At 72.3% G+C, this 20,043-nt stretch carries 19 protein-coding genes; 10 read left to right on the forward strand and 9 right to left on the reverse strand.

From position 1 onward, the window contains the following. Positions 1-132: integrase core domain-containing protein (locus FHP08_RS00005; RefSeq protein WP_147702272.1), on the forward strand; the 132-nt coding region annotated here is incomplete at its 5' end. Positions 133-164: 32 nt separating this feature from the next. On the opposite strand, the gene FHP08_RS00010 is transcribed toward FHP08_RS00005, so the two are convergent. From FHP08_RS00010 to FHP08_RS00020, 3 genes are read right to left on the reverse strand one after another with little or no spacing between them, the layout of a single operon-like run. Continuing rightward, a complete protein-coding gene (locus tag FHP08_RS00010; RefSeq protein ID WP_147702273.1) occupies positions 165-2,078 on the reverse strand; it encodes a DMT family transporter in 1,914 nt (637 codons plus the stop codon). Beyond that, positions 2,075-2,989, reverse strand: coding sequence for a cysteine synthase CysM (gene cysM, locus FHP08_RS00015; RefSeq protein ID WP_147702274.1), 915 nt, complete (start codon positions 2,987-2,989; stop codon positions 2,075-2,077). Before cysM ends, FHP08_RS00010 begins: the two co-directional genes overlap by 4 nt. 56 nt (positions 2,990-3,045) lie before the next feature. After that, complete coding sequence (locus FHP08_RS00020; protein ID WP_147702275.1) at positions 3,046-3,990, reverse strand: LysR substrate-binding domain-containing protein; 945 nt, start codon at positions 3,988-3,990, stop codon at positions 3,046-3,048. Between the two features lie 61 nt (positions 3,991-4,051). On the opposite strand from FHP08_RS00020, the gene FHP08_RS00025 reads away from it, so the two are divergent. Both FHP08_RS00025 and FHP08_RS00030 read left to right on the forward strand, forming a co-directional pair. Then, positions 4,052-5,026, forward strand: a complete 975-nt coding sequence (locus FHP08_RS00025) for a 2-dehydro-3-deoxygalactonokinase (RefSeq protein ID WP_187272106.1) — start codon at positions 4,052-4,054, stop codon at positions 5,024-5,026. A 66-nt stretch (positions 5,027-5,092) separates the two neighbouring features. Continuing rightward, complete coding sequence (locus tag FHP08_RS00030) at positions 5,093-5,764, forward strand: 2-dehydro-3-deoxy-6-phosphogalactonate aldolase (RefSeq protein WP_147702277.1); 672 nt, start codon at positions 5,093-5,095, stop codon at positions 5,762-5,764. 50 nt (positions 5,765-5,814) lie between these two features. On the opposite strand, the gene FHP08_RS00035 is transcribed toward FHP08_RS00030, so the two are convergent. Further along, positions 5,815-6,309 (reverse strand): c-type cytochrome, encoded by a 495-nt coding sequence (locus FHP08_RS00035; protein WP_147702278.1) that lies wholly within the window; start codon positions 6,307-6,309, stop codon positions 5,815-5,817. 282 nt (positions 6,310-6,591) lie between these two features. On the opposite strand from FHP08_RS00035, the gene FHP08_RS00040 reads away from it, so the two are divergent. Next, positions 6,592-7,203: a Spy/CpxP family protein refolding chaperone gene (locus tag FHP08_RS00040; protein WP_147702279.1), complete on the forward strand. Its 612-nt coding sequence runs from the start codon at positions 6,592-6,594 to the stop codon at positions 7,201-7,203. Continuing rightward, complete coding sequence (locus FHP08_RS00045) at positions 7,200-7,454, forward strand: SHOCT domain-containing protein (protein ID WP_147702280.1); 255 nt, start codon at positions 7,200-7,202, stop codon at positions 7,452-7,454. Before FHP08_RS00040 ends, FHP08_RS00045 begins: the two co-directional genes overlap by 4 nt. Positions 7,455-7,491: 37 nt before the next feature. Here the strand turns inward: FHP08_RS00045 and recG are convergent, their stop codons facing one another. From recG to FHP08_RS00055, 3 genes are all read right to left on the reverse strand, one after another. Next, the gene (gene recG, locus FHP08_RS00050) at positions 7,492-9,516 is read right to left on the reverse strand and encodes an ATP-dependent DNA helicase RecG (RefSeq protein WP_225878967.1); all 2,025 of its coding nucleotides are present in this window, start codon (positions 9,514-9,516) and stop codon (positions 7,492-7,494) included. 41 nt (positions 9,517-9,557) lie between these two features. After that, positions 9,558-9,950 carry a RidA family protein gene (locus tag FHP08_RS18580; protein ID WP_225878968.1) on the reverse strand — a complete coding sequence of 131 codons (393 nt, stop codon included), beginning with the start codon at positions 9,948-9,950 and terminating at the stop codon, positions 9,558-9,560. Positions 9,951-10,044: 94 nt separating this feature from the next. Then, entirely contained in the window at positions 10,045-10,620 is a 576-nt protein-coding gene (locus tag FHP08_RS00055) for a PaaI family thioesterase (protein WP_147702282.1), read from the reverse strand. A gap of 100 nt (positions 10,621-10,720) precedes the next feature. Here FHP08_RS00055 and FHP08_RS00060 point away from each other — a divergent pair, with 100 nt between their 5' ends. From FHP08_RS00060 to FHP08_RS00075, 4 genes are read left to right on the forward strand one after another with little or no spacing between them, the layout of a single operon-like run. Next, positions 10,721-11,695 carry a helix-turn-helix transcriptional regulator gene (locus tag FHP08_RS00060; RefSeq protein WP_147702283.1) on the forward strand — a complete coding sequence of 325 codons (975 nt, stop codon included), beginning with the start codon at positions 10,721-10,723 and terminating at the stop codon, positions 11,693-11,695. A 30-nt stretch (positions 11,696-11,725) separates the two neighbouring features. Beyond that, the gene (locus tag FHP08_RS00065) at positions 11,726-13,000 is read left to right on the forward strand and encodes a metallophosphoesterase family protein (protein WP_147702284.1); all 1,275 of its coding nucleotides are present in this window, start codon (positions 11,726-11,728) and stop codon (positions 12,998-13,000) included. Further along, complete coding sequence (locus FHP08_RS00070; protein ID WP_147702285.1) at positions 12,997-16,578, forward strand: ATP-binding protein; 3,582 nt, start codon at positions 12,997-12,999, stop codon at positions 16,576-16,578. The genes FHP08_RS00065 and FHP08_RS00070 overlap by 4 nt, the downstream gene beginning before the upstream one ends. A 39-nt stretch (positions 16,579-16,617) precedes the next feature. Next, entirely contained in the window at positions 16,618-17,424 is an 807-nt protein-coding gene (locus FHP08_RS00075; RefSeq protein WP_147702286.1) for a universal stress protein, read from the forward strand. 32 nt (positions 17,425-17,456) lie between these two features. Here FHP08_RS00075 and pobA read toward each other — a convergent pair whose 3' ends face one another. After that, on the reverse strand, positions 17,457-18,632 hold the full coding sequence (pobA, locus tag FHP08_RS00080; protein WP_147702287.1) for a 4-hydroxybenzoate 3-monooxygenase: 1,176 nt from the start codon (positions 18,630-18,632) through the stop codon (positions 17,457-17,459). 164 nt (positions 18,633-18,796) lie between these two features. Here pobA and FHP08_RS00085 point away from each other — a divergent pair, with 164 nt between their 5' ends. Continuing rightward, entirely contained in the window at positions 18,797-19,471 is a 675-nt protein-coding gene (locus FHP08_RS00085; protein WP_147702288.1) for a histidine phosphatase family protein, read from the forward strand. Positions 19,472-19,513: 42 nt separating this feature from the next. Here the strand turns inward: FHP08_RS00085 and FHP08_RS00090 are convergent, their stop codons facing one another. After that, the gene (locus FHP08_RS00090) at positions 19,514-20,038 is read right to left on the reverse strand and encodes a superoxide dismutase family protein (protein ID WP_225878969.1); all 525 of its coding nucleotides are present in this window, start codon (positions 20,036-20,038) and stop codon (positions 19,514-19,516) included. Between the last annotated feature and the right edge of the window lie 5 nt (positions 20,039-20,043).

Below are 20,043 nucleotides of genomic sequence, written 5' to 3' on the forward strand. Positions count from 1 at the left end.
CGTACCCAGATGCTTGCGAAGTGGCAGCACCACTACAACTGGCACCGCCCGCATCAGGGCATCGGCGGCGTGCCGCCGATCTCCAGACTCAACGCCGCGTCAGACAACAACGTCTTGACGCTTCACAGCTAGGCGTCCGGGCGGCACTCTGCCGCCCAGACTCCCTAGTCCTCGATCGCGCGCACCGGCATCCGGTTGCGGATCGCCATCACCACCCCGGTCGTCACGATGAGCCCCAAGCCGAGCAGCGCCGGCAGGTCCGGGAACTGGCCGAAGAACACGAAGCCGAAGACCAGCGCCGCCGCGGCGTGCGCGTAGCCGTAGGGCGCGAGCGACGAGGCCGATGCGATCTCGTAGGCGCGCACCAGCATCAGGTGGCCCACCGCGCCGATCGCCCCGGTGGCCACGAAGAGGATCGCGTCGAGCGGCCCGGTGGGCAGGCTCCAGGCTCCCGGCGCGAACAGCGACAGCAGCAGGGCCGCCACCGCGCCGCCGATGAACAGCGTGGCCAGCCCGTTGTCCACGCCGCTGAGTTGCCGCGTGAGCAGTTGATAGCCCATCGCGAACACCGCGGTCAGCAGCGGCAGCAAGGCCGCCCAGCCGAACAGCGCGCTGCCCGGACGCACGATCAGCATCACTCCGGCGAAGCTGGCCACCAGCGCCCACCAGGTGCCCGGCGGCGTGCGCTCCTTCAGCCACCAGACCGCGCCCGCGGTGACCAGCACCGGCGCGATCGCCACGATCGCAGTGGCCTCGGCCAGCGGCAGGTAGGCGATGCTCGAGAAGAAGCAGATCGACGACAGGCCCAGGCAGAGCCCGCGGGCCACCTGCAGCCCGGGGCTGCGGGTCACGAAGAGCCTGCGGCCCATCGTGGGCGCGAACACCGCGACCATGATCACCACATGGAACACGTAGCGCGCCCAGGCCACCATCATCGGCGAGTGGGTCTGCGACAAGTGCTTGGCGATGCTGTCGAGCAGCGAGAACATCACGCAGGCGCCCACCGCGAGCAGCACGCCGCGCAGCGGCGCGCGGACGGACACCGCGGGCACCGGCACCCGGGCCGGGGCCGTCGCCTCGGCCGGCAGCGCCGGCGCGCCGTCGGGCGCCAGCACCGGACCGGCGATCGCCGCCGCGCGCTCCTGCGCCGCCGGTTCGAGCGTCTCCGGCTGCGCGGCAACCCCCGCAGTCTCGCGCTCCGGGCGCATCGGGCCGCGACCGCGCAAGGCCATCGTCACGCCGGTCAGCGCGATCAGCCCCATGCCGGCCAGCGCGACCAGGTCCGGGAAGTTCCCGAAGACCAGCCAGCCCAGGGTCAGCGCGGCCACGATCTGCAGGTAGATGAAGGGCGCGAGCAGCGAGGCCGGCGCCCGCTCGAAGCCGCGCACCAGCAGCAGGTGACTGAACGCGCCCATCGCGCCCATGGCCAGGAACAGGCCGGCGTCGGTCCAGTTGCGTGGCAGCTCCCAGTACCAGGGCACCACCAGCGTGGCCAGCGCGGTGGCCACCAGCGCGCCCAGGAACAACGTGGAGAGTCCGTCGTCGACGCCCGCCAGCTTGCGGGTGAGCAGCTGGTAGCCGGCGAAGCAGAAGGCCGTCGCCAGCGGAAAGAGCGCCGGCCAGCCGAAGACCTGGCCGCCCGGGCGCACGATCAGCAGCACGCCGGCGAAGCTCACCGCCAGCGCCCACCAGGTGCCCGGGGGCGCCTTCTCGCGCAGGAAGCGGCGCGCCAGCAGCGTGAGCAGGATCGGCGCGACCATCGTGATGGACGAAGCCTCGGCCAACGGCATCAGCGAGATGCCCGACACGAAGAACAGCGTGGACATCCCGAGCACCACGCCGCGCGCGATCTGAAGCCCCGGGCGCTGCGTGGCCACCAGCCGCGCGCCCATCCGCGGCCACAGCAGCGCCACCATGATCACCACGTGGAAGAAGTAGCGCGCCCAGATGACCAGCGGCAGCGGATAGCTCTGCGAGAGATGCTTGGCGAAGGAGTCGAGGACGGAGAACGACGAGACCGCCGCGACGACGAGCAGGATGCCGACGAACTGGCGCCGGCGTTGCGCGCCGTCGTTCACGCCGGGAACACGCCCGTCGACAGGTAACGGTCGCCGCGGTCGCAGACGATGAACACGATCGTCGCGTTCTCGACGGTCTCGGCGATCCGCAAGGCGATGCAGCAGGCGCCGGCGGCCGAGATGCCGCAGAAGATGCCCTCTTCGGCGGCCAGCCTGCGCGCCATCTGCTCGGCATCGGCCTGCGTGACCGACTCGGTGCGGTCGACGATCGCATGGCGATAGATCTTCGGCAGGTACTCGACCGGCCACTTCCGGATGCCCGGGATCGACGAGCCTTCGGCGGGCTGAGCGCCCACGATCTGCACCGCCGGATTCCTTTCCTTCAGGTAGCGCGACACGCCGGTGATTGTGCCGGTGGTGCCCATCGCCGACACGAAATGCGTGACCTGCCCGCGCGTCTGCTCCCAGATCTCGGGGCCGGTGGTTTCGTAGTGCGCCGCCCAGTTGTCGTCGTTGGAGAACTGGTCGAGCACCCGGCCCTTGCCCTCGGCCTGCATCCGGTCGGCCAGGTCGCGGGCGCCCTCCATGCCTTCCTTCTGGCTGACCAGGATCAGCTCGGCGCCGTAGGCCTTCATCGACTGCCGGCGCTCGACCGACAGGTTGTCGGGCATGATCAGGACCATCCGGTAGCCGCGTATCGCCGCCGCCATGGCCAATGCGATGCCGGTGTTGCCGGAAGTGGCCTCGATCAGCGTGTCGCCCGGCCGGATCTCGCCGCGCGCCTCGGCCTTGGCGATCATCGCCAGCGCCGGCCGGTCCTTGACCGAACCTGCCGGATTGTTGCCCTCCAGCTTGCCCAGGATCAGGTTGCCGCGCGCGGCGTTGGCGGCGCCGGGCAGGCGCTGCAGCCGCACCAGCGGCGTGTGGCCGATCGTGTCCTCGATCGTCGGGTAGGTCGGGCGTTCGCTCATGCTTGGCGTCCCATTGTTTGACGTCCATCGGGGCCGGGCAGGGCCGACCGGGGTTGTCAGTGGCTGACGGCGGGCTCGTCGGCCAGCATGGTCACGCCCGGCAGCCCCGCGTGCAGGATCGCCTTGCGCAAGGCCTCGATGGCCGGCCGCCGCGAGTAGCTCTTGCGCCAGGCCAGCGACACTCGCCGGTAAGGCTCGGGCGTCTCGAACGGGAGATAGGTCAGCAGGCCGTCGTCGCTCATGTCGGGCCGGACCATCTTGGGCAGCACCGTGACGCCGATGCCCGAGGCCACCATGTGCCGGATGGTTTCCAGCGAGGAGCCCTCGAAGGTCTTCTGGATGCCGGCGCTGGCCTGCGAGAAACGCGACAGCTCCGGGCAGACCTCGAGCACGTGGTCGCGGAAGCAGTGGCCGGTGCCGAGCAGAAGCATCGTCTGCTCCTTGAGCTCCTCGGAACGGATCTTCCTGCGCTTCGCCCAGGGGTGGTGTTTCGGCACGGCCACGATGAAGGGCTCGTCGTAGACCGCCTGCGTGACCAACCCGGCGTCGTGGAAGGGATCGGCCACGATGGCCACGTCGATGTCGCCCTGGCGCAGCAGCTCGAGCAGCTTGACCGTGTAGTTCTCCTGCAGCAGCAGCGGCATCTGCGGCGCGTCGGCGATCATCCGCCGCACCAGGTGCGGCAGCAGGTAGGGGCCGATCGTGTAGATCACACCCACCCGCAGGGGCCCGGCAAGCGGGTCGCGGCCCTGCGCCGCGATCTCGCGGATCGCGTTGCTCTGCTCGAGCACGTGCTGGGCCTGCTCGACGATCTGCTCGCCCACCGGCGTGACCGCGACCTCGGAACCGCCGCGCTCGAAGAGCTGGACACCGAGTTCGTCCTCGAGCTTCTTGATCGCGACCGAAAGCGTAGGCTGGCTGACGAAGCAGGCCTCGGCGGCGCGGCCGAAGTGGCGCTCGCGCGCCAGGGCCACGATGTACTTGAGTTCGGTGAGCGTCATGGGGTCGGACGATGATATCAAGGCGCCCGGCCGGGGCCGCGGCTCGGGCATACTCCCGATCATGGTTCCGGAACACGACTCCGAAGCACTGCCCGCCGGCGCTGCCGAACGCGCCCGCCTGATCGCGCTGGACTGGGGCAGCTCCTCGTTGCGCGGCTGGCTGCTCGATGCGAACGGCGAGGTGCTCGACCGGCGCGAGGCGCCGCTGGGCATCCTGAACGTGCGCGAAGGCCGCTTCGCCGAGGCCTTCCGGGCCTTCTGCGCGCTGTGGCTCGCCATCCGCCCCGACCTGCCGGCGATCGCCTCCGGCATGATCGGCAGCCGGCAAGGCTGGCGCGAAGCGCCCTACGTGGCCACCCCGGCCGGATTCGACGCGCTGGCCTCGGGCCTGCTGGATCTCGGCGACGAAGCCGGCCGCCCCTTCCGGATCGTGCCGGGGCTGGTCACCCGGCCGCCCGGCGGATCGCCCGACGTGATCCGGGGCGAGGAGACCCAGGTGTTCGGGGCGATCGGGACCGGCGCCAGCGGAACGGCCCTCTTCCTGCTGCCGGGCACGCACAGCAAGTGGGTCGCCACGCGCGACGCGGTCGTCACCGGGTTTCGCACCTGCATGACCGGCGAGCTCTACGCGGTCATGCGCCAGCACTCGATCCTCGGGCGGCTGTGCGAGGAACCCGAATCGCCCGATGCCCCCGGTCCCTTGTCGGCCTTCGACGACGGCGTGCGCCGCGGCCTGGCCGAACCCGGCGCCCTGGGCCACCTGCTGTTCACGGTGCGCAGCGAAGGCCTGCTCGGCCAGCGCCCGCCCGATCACCTGCCCGGCTACCTGTCCGGTCTGCTGATCGGGGCGGAGATCGGCGACGCGCTGCGCGCCTTCTCGCCACGCCAGGCGCCCTGCGTGATCGCCGCGCCGGCGCTGGCCGCCCGCTACCTGCGCGCGCTGCACCTGGCCGGCATCGAGGCCACTGCCGCGCAAGGCGAGCCGGCCCGGGACGGGCTGTACGCGATCGCCGCCCACGCGGGGCTCGTCGCCTGAGCGCCGGCCCTTCGATCCTCGACGACGCCTCCGAAGCGCAACGCGATTTCCCTGAATCCGAACGCGATGTCCCCGACTCCGAACACGACGACGCCCCGCCACCCCGAACTCGACGCCGCGATCGCGGCGCTTCCGCTGGTCGCGATCCTGCGCGGCCTCACCCCCGCCGAGGCCCCGGCCATCGGCGACGCGCTGCGCGACGCCGGCTTCCGGCTGATCGAGGTGCCGCTGAACTCGCCCGATCCGCTCGCCAGCATCGGCCTGCTGGCCGCGCGTCTCTCGGACTGCGTGGTCGGCGCCGGCACGGTGCTGGAGGCCGCCGAGGTCCGCGCGGTCCGCGAGGCCGGCGGCGGTCTGGTGGTGTCGCCCAGCTTCGACCCCGAGGTGGTGCGGCAGGCGGCAGCGCTGGGAATGCCGGCGGTGCCGGGTGTCGCCACCCCGTCCGAGGCCTTCGCCGCGCTGAAGGCCGGCGCGGCGGCGCTCAAGCTCTTCCCCGCCGAGGGCATCCCGCCGGAAGCGCTGCGCGCCTGGCGCGCGGTCGTGCCGGCCTCGGTGGCCATCCTGCCGGTGGGCGGCATCACCCCCGAGAAGATGGCCGTCTGGCGCGCCGCCGGCGCCTCGGGCTTCGGGCTGGGCTCGGCGCTCTACCGCCCCGGCGACGAGGCCCGCGCGGTCGGCGAGCGCGCGCGCCGCTTTGTCGCGGCCTGGAACGCAGCGAACGGGCGATTCAGCGTCTGAAGCGCGCCGCCGTCGGCGGCCGCGCCGCCATCGCACCGCGCAATCGCCGCTCAGCGCCGGCGATTGCGCCGATCGATTTCGTCGTGGTAGCCGCGGGTGTCGGCGGGCCAGGTCGACTTGATGAATGCCAGCACCGCCCAGATCTCGGCGTCCGACAAACGCCCGGCGTAGGCCGGCATGTCGCTTTCGTAGCCGGCCGGCGCGTAGGCCTCAACGCCATCCTTGACGATGCCGAACAACTGCTCGGCCGGGTGATGCCAGGTGTGGCCCGAAGGGTCGTGCGGCGGCGCCGGCAGCCGGCCGTTGATCAGGCGCGTCTGCCAGTCGGGCTGGCCTTCGAGTTGCACGCCGTGGCAGCTCGCGCATTCGCGCTGGTAGACACGCTCGCCCAGGGCGAGCACGCGCGGGTCGGTGCTGTCCATGGGACTTGCTGCCGTCCGGGCGAACTGCCACCACCCCAGGCCGGCGATCGACGCGACCAGGGCGGCGCCTGCGAGCAGCCCGATGACCGGCACACCGCGCCGCGATGGGGTTCCCTCCGTCATCGTCCTGTCCTTGCTCCGCGGGCCTGGGCCGGCCGCCTGGCCATGCCCTCGAATCCGACATTGTCCTGGGTCAACGCACGCCGGGCAATGCGATTGACGCCGCCGACAGCGGGTGCCATCTTGAGCGCTCGCACGGTGCGACGCACCGCCTGCCGGCAGCGCCGGCCCTATCCCGCCTTCGACTGCCGACGGGATCCGACCCCCCTCTCTCAGGCGGTCGCCGCGGCGAGAGCCTGCGTCGGTCCTTGGTCCAGGATCTGCGCCGCTATCCAGGAGACGGACATGAAGCGAATGATCCTTGCCTCGGCCCTCGCGCTCTCCGCGGGACTAGCCGTCGCCCAACCCTCGCCGAACGCGCAGGCGCCCGGCGGCTGGGGCCACGGCTGGGGCATGGGTCCTGGCTGGGGCATGGGCCCCGGCATGATGGGCGGCTACGGGTCCGGCTACGGCATGGGCCCCGGCATGATGGGCGGCTACGGGCCGGGCTACGGCATGGGCCCCGGGATGATGGGCGGCCATGGCCCCGGCTGGGGAATGGTCCAGGGCATGATGGGCTTCGGCGCGGGCCGCGCGATGTGGCTGGCCGATCTGACCGAGAAGCAGCGTGGCGAACTCGCGAAGATCCAGGACGAGACCCGCCGCAAGCAGTGGGAGCTCGCCGGCAAGATGCACGACGAGATGGCGGGGGTCCGCGACGCGATGGCCGCCCCGGGCAAGCGGGATCGCGCCGCCGCGCTGGCTGCCTTCGACCGGATGAGCGCGCTGCGCAGGCAGCGTCTCGAGATCGCCCTCGACACCGCAGACCGCGTCGACCAGGTTCTCACACCCGAGCAGCGCGACAAGCTGCGCAACTGGGGGCCGTGGTGGGGGCCGGGAGACGGAGGCCCTCGATGATGTGGGGCGGCATGTACGACGGTGGATGGGGATGGGGCATGGGCTGGGGCCTGATGGGCCTGCTCCATGGCGTGCTCTGGCTGGTGCTGATCGCGATGGGAATCTTCGTGCTGGCGCGGTGGCTGCGCGCCGACGCCGCAACGACTGGCCACGGCGCGGAAAGCGCCCTGGATGTCCTGAAGAAGCGCTACGCGCGCGGCGAGATCGGCAAGGAGGAGTACGAGGAGAAAAAGCGCGACCTGAGCGCCTGAGCCGGCCCGGCACGGGCGCCTGGGGCCCCTCGGGCCTTCATGCCTTGAGGAATTCCTCGCGCCCGCCCAGCCAACGCTCGAGGTGCGCGTCGACCGCCGCTGGATCCTCGCGCAACATCTGGTCGGCGGTCTCGCGCGCGACGGCCACCAGCTCGGAGTCGCGCTCGAGGTCCGCGAAGCGCAGCAGCATCTGCCCCGACTGGCGGGCGCCGAGCAGCTCGCCGGGCCCGCGCTGCATCAGGTCGCGGCGCGCGATCTCGAAGCCGTCGGTGGTCTCGTACATCGTGCGCAGCCGCTCGCGCGCGGTCGCCGACAGCGGGTTGCGGTACATCAGCACGCAGAAGCTCTCGGTCGTGCCGCGCCCCACCCGGCCGCGCAGCTGGTGCAGCTGCGCGAGGCCGAAACGCTCGGCGTGCTCGATGATCATCAGCGAGGCGTTGGGCACGTCCACGCCGACCTCGATCACCGTGGTGGCCACCAGCACCTGCACCTCGCCGCGCACGAAGCCGTCCATCACCGCCTGCTTGTCGGCCGGCGGCATCCGTCCGTGGACCAGGCCCACGCGGATCGGCGCGAGCTCCCGGGACAGGCGCTCGTGGGTGTCGATCGCGGTCTGCAGGTCGAGCGACTCGCTCTCCTCGATCAGCGGGCAGACCCAGTAGACCTGGCGCCCGGCGGCGGCGGCGGCGCGCAGCCGGTCGATGACCTCGTCGCGCCGCGCCTCGGACACCAGCTTGGTGACCACCGGCGTGCGACCCGGCGGCAGCTCGTCGATGACCGACACGTCGAGGTCGGCGTAGTAGGACATGGCCAGCGTGCGCGGGATCGGCGTGGCGCTCATCATCAGCTGATGCGGCAGCAGGCCGCCTGCCGCGGCCGTGTCGAGCTTGGCCCGCAGGGCCAGCCGCTGAGCCACGCCGAAGCGGTGCTGCTCGTCGACGATCGCCAGGCCCAGACGCGCGAAGGCCACCGTGTCCTCGATCAGCGCGTGCGTGCCGACCAGCAGGTCGACCTCGCCGGCCGCGACCGCGGCGCGCACCGCCTTCTTCTCCGATTCGCGCAGCGAGCCCGACAGCCAGGCGACGCGCGCGCCGACCGCCTTCATCCAGGGCGCGAGCTTTCGCCAGTGCTGCTCGGCGAGCAGCTCGGTGGGCGCCATCATCGCGGCCTGCCAGCCGCTGCCGATGGCCTGCGCCGCCGCCAGGGCCGCGATCACCGTCTTGCCGCTGCCCACGTCGCCCTGCAGCAGCCGGTTCATCGGCTGCGCGCGGGCCAGGTCGGCGGCCACCTCGGCCCAGGCCCGCTGCTGCGCGCCGGTCAGCCTGAAGGGCAGCGCCCCGAGCAGGCGCCCGACCGCAGTGCCCGAGCCGAGCGCCGGCGCGGCCAGCGAAGCCCGGGCCGCGCGCGCGCGCTTGAGCGACAGTTGCTGGGCCAGCAGCTCGTCGAAGATCACCCGCCGCCACTCGGGCGTGGCGCGCTCCTGCAGGGCCTCCAGCGCCACGCCAGGCTCGGGCTGGTGCAGCGCCCGCAAGGCGTCGGCCGCCGGCGGCAGCCCCAGCCGGCGCACGACGTCGGCCGGCACCGTCTCGGGCCAGGCGAGCTTGCGCAGCGCACCCAGCACCGCGGCGCGGATCCTGGCTTGCCCGATGCCGGACACGGTCGAGTACACCGGCGTGAGCCGATCCGGCAAGGGCTCGCCCGGGTCGACCAGCCGCCAGCGCGGGTGGACCAGCTCCAGGCCGAACAAGCCGCCGCGCGCCTCGCCCTGCGCCCTCACCCGGCGGCCCGACCCGAACTGCTTGAGCTGCGAGCCCCAGAAGTTGAAGAAGCGCAGGTCGATGCGGTCGCCGGCATCGTCGCGCAGCGCCACGACCAGCATCCGCCGGGGCCGGGGGACGATCTCGGTGCGCGCGACCTCGCCCTCGACCTGCACCGTCTCGCCCGGGCGGACCCGGGCGATCGGCACGATCCGGGTCTCGTCCTCGTAGCGGATCGGCAGGTGAAGCGGCAGATCCTGCTCGCGGCGGATGCCGAGCCTGGCGAGCGGAAGAGCCTCGGCCACCTGGATGAAATCGGCAGGCTGCTGCGCCGGAAGTCGGCGGACTAGACGACCTGCTCGAGCACCAGCACCGCCTCGACCTCGAACTGCGCGCCGCGCGGCAGGCTCGCCACGCCCAGCGTCGAGCGGGCCGGATACGGCGCGCGGAAGTGCCGCTGCATGATCTCGTTCACGGTGCCGAACTGCCCGAGGTCGGTCAGGAACAGCGTGAGCTTGACGATCTGGTCCAGCCTGCCGCCAGCCGCCTTCACCACGGCCGCGAGATTCGCGAAGGCGCGCTCGACCTGGGCAGTGAAGTCCCCGTCGACCAGCTGGCCGGTGGCCGGGTCGAGCGGGATCTGGCCCGAAAGCCAGACCGTGTCGCCGACGCGAACCGCCTGCGAGTAGGGGCCGATCGCGGCAGGCGCGTCGGCGGTGGCAACGATCTGTCGGGGCATCGGCGCTCTCCCGGAGGGTTGGACTGCGCCGATGTTAGCCGATCGCCTGGCGCGGCCGGCCCCTCGCGCCGGGGCAAGCGCGGGGATCGCGGGCTCAGGCCGTCTGCGGAATCGGGAAGATCAGGCAGGTCGTGGTCGCGTGGGCGTAGAGCTTGCCGCCGGCATCCACCAGGCGCCCCTCGGCCGTTCCGATCTGGCGCGAGACGTTGATCACCCTGCCTTCGGCGCGAACCGGCCCGGTCCGGTCGGTAACCGGGCGCAGGTAGCTGAGCTTCAGCTCGAGCGTGGTGTAACCGAAGCCCTTGGCGATCATCGTCTGCACGGCGCAGCCCACTGCCGAATCGAGCAGCGTGGCGATGTAGCCGCCGTGCACCGAGCCGATCGGGTTGTAGTACTCGGCCTTCGGCGTTCCCTGGAAGACCATCCGGCCTTCCTCGCACTCGACCGGCACGAAGTCGAGCGCCTGGAAGATCGGCGCCGACGGCAGCTCGCCACGCCCGATGCGCTGCAGGAACTCGAGGCCTGAGGTCCGGGCGAGTTCGTCGAGCGGAATCTTTCCGGGCTGTGCGAGGAGAAGGCGCGCCTCGCGCTCGCGCGCGAGCCAGCGCTCGATCGTCGCCGCCCTGTCGTCGCCGGCATTGCCGCCGGCATCCTGCGGCGTGGGATCCATGTACTTGGCTTTCGGTGAAGTTGCCCCGTATATACCATTTTCGCGGCTGGCATAGACTTCGCCGTGGCCCCGATCGCGGGCAGGAATTCCCCTGAGATCAATGAACCAGACCGAGCGCTTCTACCGCATCGACCAGCTGATCAACCAGCGCGGGCTGGTTCCGTTCGACGAACTGATGCGCGAGCTCGAGGTGTCGCGCGCCACGCTCAAGCGCGACCTGGCCTACCTGCGCGACCGCCTGAACGCGCCGATCGTCTGGGACCGCGAGCGCGGCGGCTACTGCTTCGCCGGGGGCGCCGCCACCGGCCCGCAGTACGAGCTGCCCGGCCTGTGGTTCAACGACCGCGAGATCCTCGCGCTGCTCACGATGCATCGCTTGCTCGAAGAGCTGGACACCGGGGGCATGCTCGGCCCGCAGATCGCGCCGCTGATCGCCCGGCTCAAGGCGCTGCTCGGCACGGCGGAGGGCGACCCGGACGAGATCATCCGGCGCGTGCGGCTGATCCCCGCGCAGAACCGGCCGGTGCCGCCGGTGCGCTTCGAAGTGGTCGGGAGCGCGCTGGTCAAGCGGCAGCGGGTCGAGATCGCTTACCACACGCGCTCGCGCAACGCGCGCAGCGTGCGCGAGGTCTCGCCGCAGCGGCTGGTCCACTACCGAAACGCCTGGTACCTCGACGCCTGGTGCCATCGCAGCGAGTCGCTGCGCGTGTTCGCGCTCGACGCAGTCGAGGACGCCCGCCTGGTGGACCGCCGCGCCCGCGACCTGTCGCTGAAGACGGTGGAGGCCGAACTGGGCTCGGGCTACGGCATCTATCGCGGCACGAAGCTTCGCTGGGCGGTACTGCGTTTTTCCGCCGACGCGGCGCGCTGGGTGCGCGCCGAGGTCTGGCATCCTCGACAGGAAGGGCTCGCGCTCCCTGACGGTCGCTACGAGCTGCGCATCCCCTACTCGCAATCGCCCGAGCTGGAGATGGATATCCTTCGTCATGGCGAGCAGGTCGAGGTGGTGTCGCCGGACAGCCTTCGCAAGCGGATCGCCGAGCGTCTGGCGACCGCGGCCGCGGCCTATCGCTGACCGCCCGCCTCTCCCCCGGACCTCACCGCCTTGAGATTCAGCTTCCTTCACGCCGCCGACCTGCACATCGACAGCCCGCTTCGCGGGCTCGACGCCTACGAGGGCGCGCCGGTGGCGCGCCTGCGCGGCGCCACGCGGCAGGCGCTGGTCGCGCTGGTCGACCTCGCGATCGATCGGGCGGTCGACCTGGTGCTGCTCGCCGGCGACGTCTACGACGGCGACTGGGCCGACTTCCGCACCGGGCTCTTCTTCCGCGACCAGATGCTCAGGCTGCGGCGGGCCGGCGTGCGGGTCTTCGCGGTCAAGGGCAACCACGATGCCGAGAGCCAGATCACGCGGCAGCTGCCCGAGGTCGAAGGGGTGCACGTCTTCAGCTCGCTGAAGAGCGAGACGATGGATCTGCCCGAACTGGGCGCGGCGATACACGGCCGAAGCTTCCCGAACCGGGCGGTGCCCGAGGATCTGGTGCCGCTCTATCCGGCGCCGCTGCCGGGCCGCTTCAACATCGGGCTGCTGCACACCAGCCTGACCGGGCGCGAGGGCCACGACCCCTACGCACCGACCACGCCCGACACGCTCGTCGCCAAGGGCTACGACTACTTCGCGCTGGGCCACGTGCATGCCCGCGAGGTCGTCCGCGAGGCCTCGCCGCGGATCGTGTTCCCGGGCAACCTGCAGGGCCGCCACGCCCGCGAGACCGGCCCGAAAGGCTGCGAGCTGGTGGTCGTCGAAGACGGCATGCTGGTCTCGGCCGAGTTCGTGGCGCTGGACGTGGTCCGCTGGCACCGGGTGGACATCGACGCTTCCGGCATGCACGGCATCGATGCGCTGGCCCGGCGCTTCCGCGAGCGCGGCGCGGCGCTCGCCGCCGACGCGCGCGACCGCCTGCACGCGGTGCGCGTGGTCGTGGAAGGGGAATCCGCGCTGCATCGCCTCGAGGCCACGCAGCCCGGCACGATCGCCGCCGCCATCCATGCCGCGGCCCAGGACGTCGACGACGCCGAGTTGTGGATCGAGTCGGTACGGCTTGCGCTGCGCTCGCCCTTCGATCGCGCCGCCGCCGCCGAGCGCGGCGACGCCACCGGCGAGGTCGTGCGGCTGGTGGACGCGATCGCCGCCGACGAGGCCGGCATGCGGGACTGGTTCGTCGCGCAGCTCGCCGAGCTCGGCCCGCTTCCGTCCCTGGTCGCCGACGCCGACCCGCGCGCACTCGACGCCGCGGCGATTCGCGCGCTGCTGGGCGACGCCGAGGCCACGGTCCTGGCCCAGCTGACGGGCGATGCCGCCGAGGGAGACGCGCGTTGAGGCTGCTGCGCCTGCACCTGAAGGCCTTCGGCCCGTTCACCGAGCGCGTGCTCGAGTTCGGACCGGATGGGCGCGGCCTGGTGCTGGTGCACGGCCCGAACGAAGCAGGCAAGTCTTCCGCCCTTCGCGCGATGACCGACCTGCGTTTCGGCATCCCGCAGCAGAGCCCGGACAACTTCGTCCATCCGCATCCCGACATGCGCGTGGGCGGCGAATTCGTCGACCGTTCGGGTGCGCGGCACGCGCTGATGCGCCGCAAGGGTCGGATCAACACGCTCTACCGGACCGACTTCGCCGACCCCGAGGCGCAGCCGATCGACCCGGCCCCGCCGGAACTCGAGGCGCTGCTCACCTGCGGCCTGAGCCGCGACGAGTACGAGACCGGCTTCGCGATCGACCACGGGCGCCTGCGCAAGGGCGGCAAGGCGCTGCTCGAGGGCGAGGGCGAAGTCGGCGCGGCCTTGTTCGAAGCCAGCGCCGGCGTACAGAGCATTCCGCGCATCCTCGACCGGCTGGACCAGTCGGCCCGCCGCTTCTTCATGCCCGGCGCGCGCGGCCGCAACGCGCGGATAAACGAGGCATTGCGCGCGCTCGACGAGAACCGGAACGCGATGAAGGAGGCACTGATCCGGCCCGCGCACTGGGCCGAACTGTCCAGACGCCACCGCACGGCCGCCGAGGCGCTCGCCGCGCTGGAAGCCCGCCAGCGCGAGTTGGGCAGCCGGCTGCGCCAGGTCGCGGAGCTGCGGGCGGTCGCGCCCCTGCTCGGCGCGCTGGACCACGCGCGGACCGTGCTCGAGGAGTTGCGCGAGGTGCCGCCGCTGCCGGACGCCGCCGCGAGCGAGCGCGCCGCCGCCGAATCCGGACTCGCTGCCGCGCGCCAGGACGCCGAGGACGCCGCCGCCGAGGCCGCGCGCCAGCGGCAGCGGCTGGCCCGCCTGTCGCTCGACCGCGCAATCCTGGACATCGCGCCGGCCGCGCGCAGGTTGCTCGCCTCGGCCGAATCCATCGACCGGCATCGCATCGAACTCGCGAGCACCACCGCGGAGGTCGCGACCGAATCGCAGCGCGTCGCGGAGATCGCCCGCCGCATCGACCCGCAGGCCTTCGCGGGCGGCGCCACCGGCCCGGACTCGCACGAAACCCGCTCGGCCGTGGCGGCGGTGCTCGCGCGTGCGCCCTCCCTCGCCGGACGCACCGCGATCGAGGAAGCCCTGCGCGACGTCGAACGACTCGAGCAGGCCCTCGAACAGCACCGCGAAGCTGCCGCCGAGGCGCAAGAGCCCGACGAAGGCGCCGAGCCCTCGCTTGCGCCGCCTGAAGCGCGCGCAGCGCTCCGGATCGCGCGCGCCGCGGTGGCCGGCAACGCGAGGCTGCTGCAGCAACTGGTCGAGCTGCCCGCCGCTATCGAGGCCGCGCGGCGCGCGCTGGCGATCGCGCTGGCCGACGCGGGGCTGCCGGACGAGGCCGCCCTGCGTCGCGCACGCCCCTTGCTCGACACGCAGATCGACGACGCGATCAGCGCCGACCGCCGGGACGCCACGCGCCGCGAGGAGCACGAACGACGCCTGGCGCGGATCGCCGAGGCGCGCGAGGACGAGACCGCCCGCCGCGACGCGGTGCTCGCCCAGGGCGAGGTCCCGACCCGCGAGGCGCTCGCCGCCGCCCGCGCGCATCGCGACGCCGGCTGGGCGCTGGTGCGAGCCGCCTACGTGGAGCGCACCCACCCGCGCACCGAGGATTTCGCCGGCGACCGGCCTCTGCCGCTCGCTTACGAGGAGTCCGTCGCCCGCGCCGACGCCCTCGCCGACACGCTGGCCGCCGAGCACGAACGCTCGGCGCAACTGCAGGCCAGCCTGCGCGAGATCGCGAAGCTCGACCGCGACGCCGCGGAACTGCGCCGGCAGCTCGAAGAGATCGCGCGCGAGGCAGCGGCGCGACAGGCCCGCTGGCAGCGCCAGCTCGCCGATGCGCACCTGCCGCCGCTCTCGCCGGCGGCGCTGCGCGACTGGCAGGCGCGGCTCGCCCGGCTGCGGAGCGCCGCCGAGGCTTTGCAGGCGCGCGTCGACGAGCACGAAGCCGCACGCGGTCTTGCCCACCGACTCGCCGCTTCGTTGCACGCCGCCATCGAGGCTTCCGGACACGCGGTCCCCGACGCGCAGACACCGATCGAGGCACTGGCGGCGATCGCCGACGAGATCGAGGACCGCCACCGCCAGGCCGAGAAGCGCCTGGACACCGCGCGGGGCCAGCGCGCCCAACGCGAGCTCCAGCGCCGGCAGTCGGCGGCGCGCGAAGCAGCGCTTCGCAAGGCGCTCGGCGAGGCCCGCGCGGCCCTCGACGCGCCGCTGGGCGGCCTGCTGATCGAGGGAGAGTCCAGCATCGCGGTGATCCGGGCCCGCCTGGCCGAGTTCGATGCGCTGCTCGCCGGGCACGAGCGCCTGGCCGCGGTCGAAGCCGGCGCGCGGCGTGCGCGCCAGGCCCTGTCGCTGCTCGAGCGAGACGCCGGGTCGATCGCCACGTCCCTTGGCGAACCCGCGCCGGCCGACCTTCGCCTGTGGCTCGAGCGGCTGGCCACCCGGCTCGACGGCGCCGAGTCCGACGCCCGCGAGCACGCGCTGGCCAGCCAGGCCCTCGAGGCCGCGACCGCGAACCTGGCCCGGCACCGCGCCACCGCCGCCCGTCACGAAGCAACGCTCGCCCGACTGTGCGAGTCGGCAGGCGTCGCGTCCCCGGCCGCCCTGCCCGAGGCCGAAGCGCGCGCCCAGCGCAGGCGCGATGCGCAGGCGGCCTTCGACGGCGCGAGCGCCCAGCTCGCGCAGGCCTCGCGGCAGCCGGTCGAGGCGCTCCGCGAACACCTGGCAGGACTCGACCCCGACCGGCTGGACGCCGACGAGACCACCTGCACCCGCGCGCTGGCCGACCTGGAGGACGAATTGCGGGCCGCCCGCGAGGCCGAGGAATCCGCCCGGCACGCTCTGCGCGCGATCGACGGTGCGGACACCGCGGCGGCCGCACGCGAGACGATGGAGCAGGCGGCAGCCCGGATCCGCGGCGATCTCCCTGACTGGATCCGCACCCGTCTCGCCCACGCCCTGCTCGGCGAAGCCACGAAGCGCTTCCGTGACAGGGCCCAGGGACCGATGCTGCGCGCCGCCTCCGCCTACTTCGAGCGGATGACCGAAGGCGCCTTCACCAGGCTCCTGACCGACGATTCGGCCGCCGATCGACCGGTGCTGCTGGCCGAGCGGCGCGACGGCCGCAGGATCGGCGTCGAAGCCATGAGCGAGGGAAGCTGCGACCAGCTCTACCTGGCCCTGCGCCTCGCCGCGCTCGGACTGCGTCGGGAAGCCGGCGTCGACCTGCCGGTCGTGCTCGACGACGTGCTGATGACCTCCGACGACCGGCGCGCGGCCCACATGCTTCAGGCGCTCGCGGATTTCGCGCAGACCGGCCAGGCGATCGTGTTCACCCACCACGGCCATCTGGTCGACCTTGCCCGCGCCGCCCTGCCGGCGGACAGGCTGGTCGTGGTCGAGCTTGCGCCAGCGCAAGACGCTCTCCACAGAGCGCCCTAGACTGACGAGATCGAAACCCCGTCAACCGAGGTGAGTCCCATGTACAAGCGAATCCTGGTTCCCGTCGATGGCTCCGAGTTCGCCGAGCAGATGATCCCCCACGCAACCGCGATCGCGCGGGCCACCGGCGCGAGCGTCACGCTGCTGCGAATCGTGTCCGATGCCGCCGACCAGGCCGACGCCCGGGATCACGTGGCAAAGCGGGCCGAGAGCGTGGGCGCCGAAGGCCTGTGCATCGTGGCCAGGGGCGAAGCCGCCGACGCCATTCGGGCCGAGGCCGAGCGGGTGCCGGACACCCTGGTCGCCCTCTCCTCCCACGGCCGCAGCGGCGCTGCCGAAGCGATCTTCGGCAGCGTGGCGCTCGACGTACTGCGCGGTTCGCGCGCGCCGATCCTGGTCTTCCGCCCGGACTCGCGGACCTCGGCTGCGCCGGTTCCGAAGATCGGCCGCATCGTCGTGCCGCTCGACGGCAGCAAGGAGTCGGAATCGATCGTTCCGCAGGCCGCCGAGTTCGCGAAGTGGCTGGGCGCGCGCATCGTGGTCGTCTCGGTGCTCGACCCCTCCCCGCGCCTGGCCCCGGGCATTCCGGCCGGCGACGTCCAGGAGTCCAGTTACGTGCATGGCCGAGCGACCGACATCGCCCAGCGCTACGGCGTGGCCACCGGCTGGGAAGTCCTGCACGGCGACCCGAAGGAAGCGATCCCGCAATTCGTGCGCAGCCTGGGCGACGCCATGCTCGCCATGACCACTCACGGCCGCAGCGCCCTGCGCACCGTGGTGGCGGGCAGTTGCACCGCGAGCTGCCTGCGCGAGGCCGGCGTGCCGGTGCTCACCCGGCTGCCCTGACCGCCCGGCGCGAACGATTCACCCCGACGTTCTCAGACCTCGAAGGGCAGGCCCACGTAGTTCTCCGCCAGCGAGGTCGACGCGGCCGTCGAGCCGACCACGTAGTCCAGCTCCGCTTCCTGGATCTTCTGGCCGAATTCGCCGGTGTCCGGGAAGCGGTGCATCATCGAGGTCATCCACCACGAGAAGCGCACCGACTTCCACACCCGGCGCAGGCAGCGCGCCGAGTAATGGTCGATCTCGCGCATGGTGCCGCTGCGGTAGTGGTCGATCAGCGCGCGCGACAGGTAGTGGATGTCGCTGGCCGCCAGGTTGAGCCCCTTGGCGCCGGTGGGCGGCACGATGTGCGCCGCGTCGCCGGCCAGCATCAGCCGCCCGAAGCGCATCGGCTCGGCCACGAAACTGCGCAGCGGCGCGATGCTCTTCTCGATCGATGGCCCCGTGACCAGGTTGGCCACCGCCTCGTGGTCCAGCCGGCGCTTGAGCTCCTCCCAGAAGCGCTCGTCGGGCCAGTCCTCGATGCGGTCGTCGAGCGAGCACTGCACGTAGTACCGGCTACGGGTGCGCGAACGCATGCTGCACAGCGCGAAGCCGCGCTCGTGGTTGGCGTAGATCAGCTCGTCGGACACCGGCTTCACGTCGGCCAGGATGCCCAGCCAGCCGAAGGGATAGATGCGTTCGTAGGTCTCGAGCGCCCCCGAGGGCACGCTCGCCCGGCTCACGCCGTGATAGCCGTCGCAGCCGGCGATGAAGTCGCAGCGGATCTCGTGCTCGACGCCGTCCTTGCGATAGCGCACGACGGGCGAGTCGCCGTCGAAGTCGTGCAGGCTGACCTGCTCGGCCTCGTAGACGGTCTCGGCGCCGGCCGCGGCCCGGGCGTCCATCAGGTCGCGGGTCACCTCGGTCTGGCCATAGACGGTGACCGACTTCCCGGTCAGGCCCTGCAGGTCGATCCGGTGCCGCTGGCCGTCGAAGCAGAGCTCGATGCCGCCGTGCACCAGCCCCTCGGCGTGAAGCCGCCTGCCTACGCCCGCCTCGTCCAGCAGGTCGACCGTGCCCTGCTCCAGCACGCCGGCGCGAATGCGCGACAGCACGTGGTCGGCACTGCGCCGCTCGAGGATGATCGCGTCGATGCCCGCCCGGTGCAGCAACTGGCCCAGCAGCAAACCGGCCGGACCGGCTCCGATGATCGCCACCTGTACCCGCATCGCCTCCGCCTCCTGTCGCCCGGTCTTCTTCCGACCCGATCGGGAAAGCATACGCGATTCGCCCCGCCCCGAGCCGTCGCAAGCCCCTGCCGGCGGGGCCGGAAGCGGCTCGGGGATAATGCCCGCTTCGCGAATTCCGCTCCGTCTTTCCGGACCCCTCCCCCATGGCCCTCGTCTACTTTGTCCGCCACGCCCAGGCCTCCTTCGGGAGCCGCAACTACGACCAGCTGTCCGAGCTCGGCCGCCAGCAGGCGCGCTGGCTCGGCGAATGGTTCGCCGCGCACGACGTCCGATTCAGACGGGTGCTGGCCGGCACCCTGGTCCGGCAGCAGGACACGGCCCGCGAGATCCTCGCCGCCACCGGCGCCGACGCGGACGCCATCGAGACCCACGCGGGCCTCGACGAATACCAGGGCGAGGCCATCTGGGCGGCGCACACGAGCGGCGGCGATCCGATCGCCGCCCAACGCGCCGACTACAAGGCCTACTGGCGAACCTTCCGCGACGCGATGGAGGCCTGGTCCGAGGACAGGCTGACCGGTGTCCCGGAATCCTGGGGCGACTTCGGCGCGCGCGTGCGCGACGCGCTTCAGACGGCGACCCGCGACACCGCGCGCGAGGACGCCTTGCTGGTGGTGAGCTCCGGTGGCGCGATCGGCCGCGCGATCGCCGACATCGTCGGCAGCCCCTCGAAGGTCGCGATCGAGTTCAACCTGCAGTTCCGCAACACCGGCTTCTGCGAGCTGATCTCGGGCGGCGGCGCGATGCGGATGCTCAGCTTCAACGCGATCCCGCACCTGATGCGCCCGGACCGGCGCAAGGCGATCACCTTCGCCTGAGCGCGGCGCGCCCCGGCGCGAGCCTGCGATCTCCCGAATCGTTCAGCCCGCGATCACGCCGCAGGCCACGCGCCCGCCCGCGTTGCCGGTCGGATCGGTCTTCAGGTCGTCGGGCTGCGCGTGGACCACGACCGCGCGGCCGACGATCCCGTCCACCGCGCTGCGGCTGACCGAGATCCCGCGCACCCGGAGGTCCACCGTGGCGCGGCCCGATGCGTCGAACGCCACGTTGCCGAGATCGCCGGCGTGATGCCCGACCGGCGATGCGCCGTGACGCAGCCGGTGCGGGTTGAAGTGGCCGCCCGCGCTGCTCGCGTCGCGCGCGCTGCAGTCGCCATTCTCGTGGATGTGGAGGCCCTTGGGCCCCGGCGAGTGCCCGGCGAGCTCGCCCCGGATCCTCACCACGCTGCCGGTCTGGACGAAGACGAGCTGCCCGCTCACCGACGAGCCGCTGGCCGGCCGGATCACGACCCTCGCGGTCGGCTCCTCCAGCGAGACGGTTGCGCAAGCGCCCAGCGCCAGGAATCCGGCGAAGGCGCCGGCGATCGACATGGCTCGAACTGTCACGGCTG

Origin of the sequence: Zeimonas arvi (genome assembly GCF_008039575.1) — a bacterium.
Lineage (GTDB): Bacteria > Pseudomonadota > Gammaproteobacteria > Burkholderiales > Burkholderiaceae_E > Zeimonas > Zeimonas arvi.

Excerpts from the sequence above, each read along its gene's own strand:
- FHP08_RS00025 (WP_187272106.1), top strand. The coding sequence starts at position 4,052 with ATGGTTCCGGAACACGACTCCGAAGCACTGCCCGCCGGCGCTGCCGAA.
- FHP08_RS00035 (WP_147702278.1), bottom strand. The coding sequence starts at position 6,309 with ATGACGGAGGGAACCCCATCGCGGCGCGGTGTGCCGGTCATCGGGCTG.
- cysM (WP_147702274.1), bottom strand. The coding sequence starts at position 2,989 with ATGAGCGAACGCCCGACCTACCCGACGATCGAGGACACGATCGGCCAC.
- pobA (WP_147702287.1), bottom strand. The coding sequence starts at position 18,632 with ATGCGGGTACAGGTGGCGATCATCGGAGCCGGTCCGGCCGGTTTGCTG.
- FHP08_RS00020 (WP_147702275.1), bottom strand. The coding sequence starts at position 3,990 with ATGACGCTCACCGAACTCAAGTACATCGTGGCCCTGGCGCGCGAGCGC.
- FHP08_RS00075 (WP_147702286.1), top strand. The coding sequence starts at position 16,618 with ATGTACAAGCGAATCCTGGTTCCCGTCGATGGCTCCGAGTTCGCCGAG.
- FHP08_RS00085 (WP_147702288.1), top strand. The coding sequence starts at position 18,797 with ATGGCCCTCGTCTACTTTGTCCGCCACGCCCAGGCCTCCTTCGGGAGC.
- FHP08_RS00040 (WP_147702279.1), top strand. The coding sequence starts at position 6,592 with ATGAAGCGAATGATCCTTGCCTCGGCCCTCGCGCTCTCCGCGGGACTA.
- FHP08_RS00060 (WP_147702283.1), top strand. The coding sequence starts at position 10,721 with ATGAACCAGACCGAGCGCTTCTACCGCATCGACCAGCTGATCAACCAG.
- FHP08_RS18580 (WP_225878968.1), bottom strand. The coding sequence starts at position 9,950 with ATGCCCCGACAGATCGTTGCCACCGCCGACGCGCCTGCCGCGATCGGC.
- FHP08_RS00045 (WP_147702280.1), top strand. The coding sequence starts at position 7,200 with ATGATGTGGGGCGGCATGTACGACGGTGGATGGGGATGGGGCATGGGC.
- FHP08_RS00030 (WP_147702277.1), top strand. The coding sequence starts at position 5,093 with ATGTCCCCGACTCCGAACACGACGACGCCCCGCCACCCCGAACTCGAC.
- FHP08_RS00055 (WP_147702282.1), bottom strand. The coding sequence starts at position 10,620 with ATGGATCCCACGCCGCAGGATGCCGGCGGCAATGCCGGCGACGACAGG.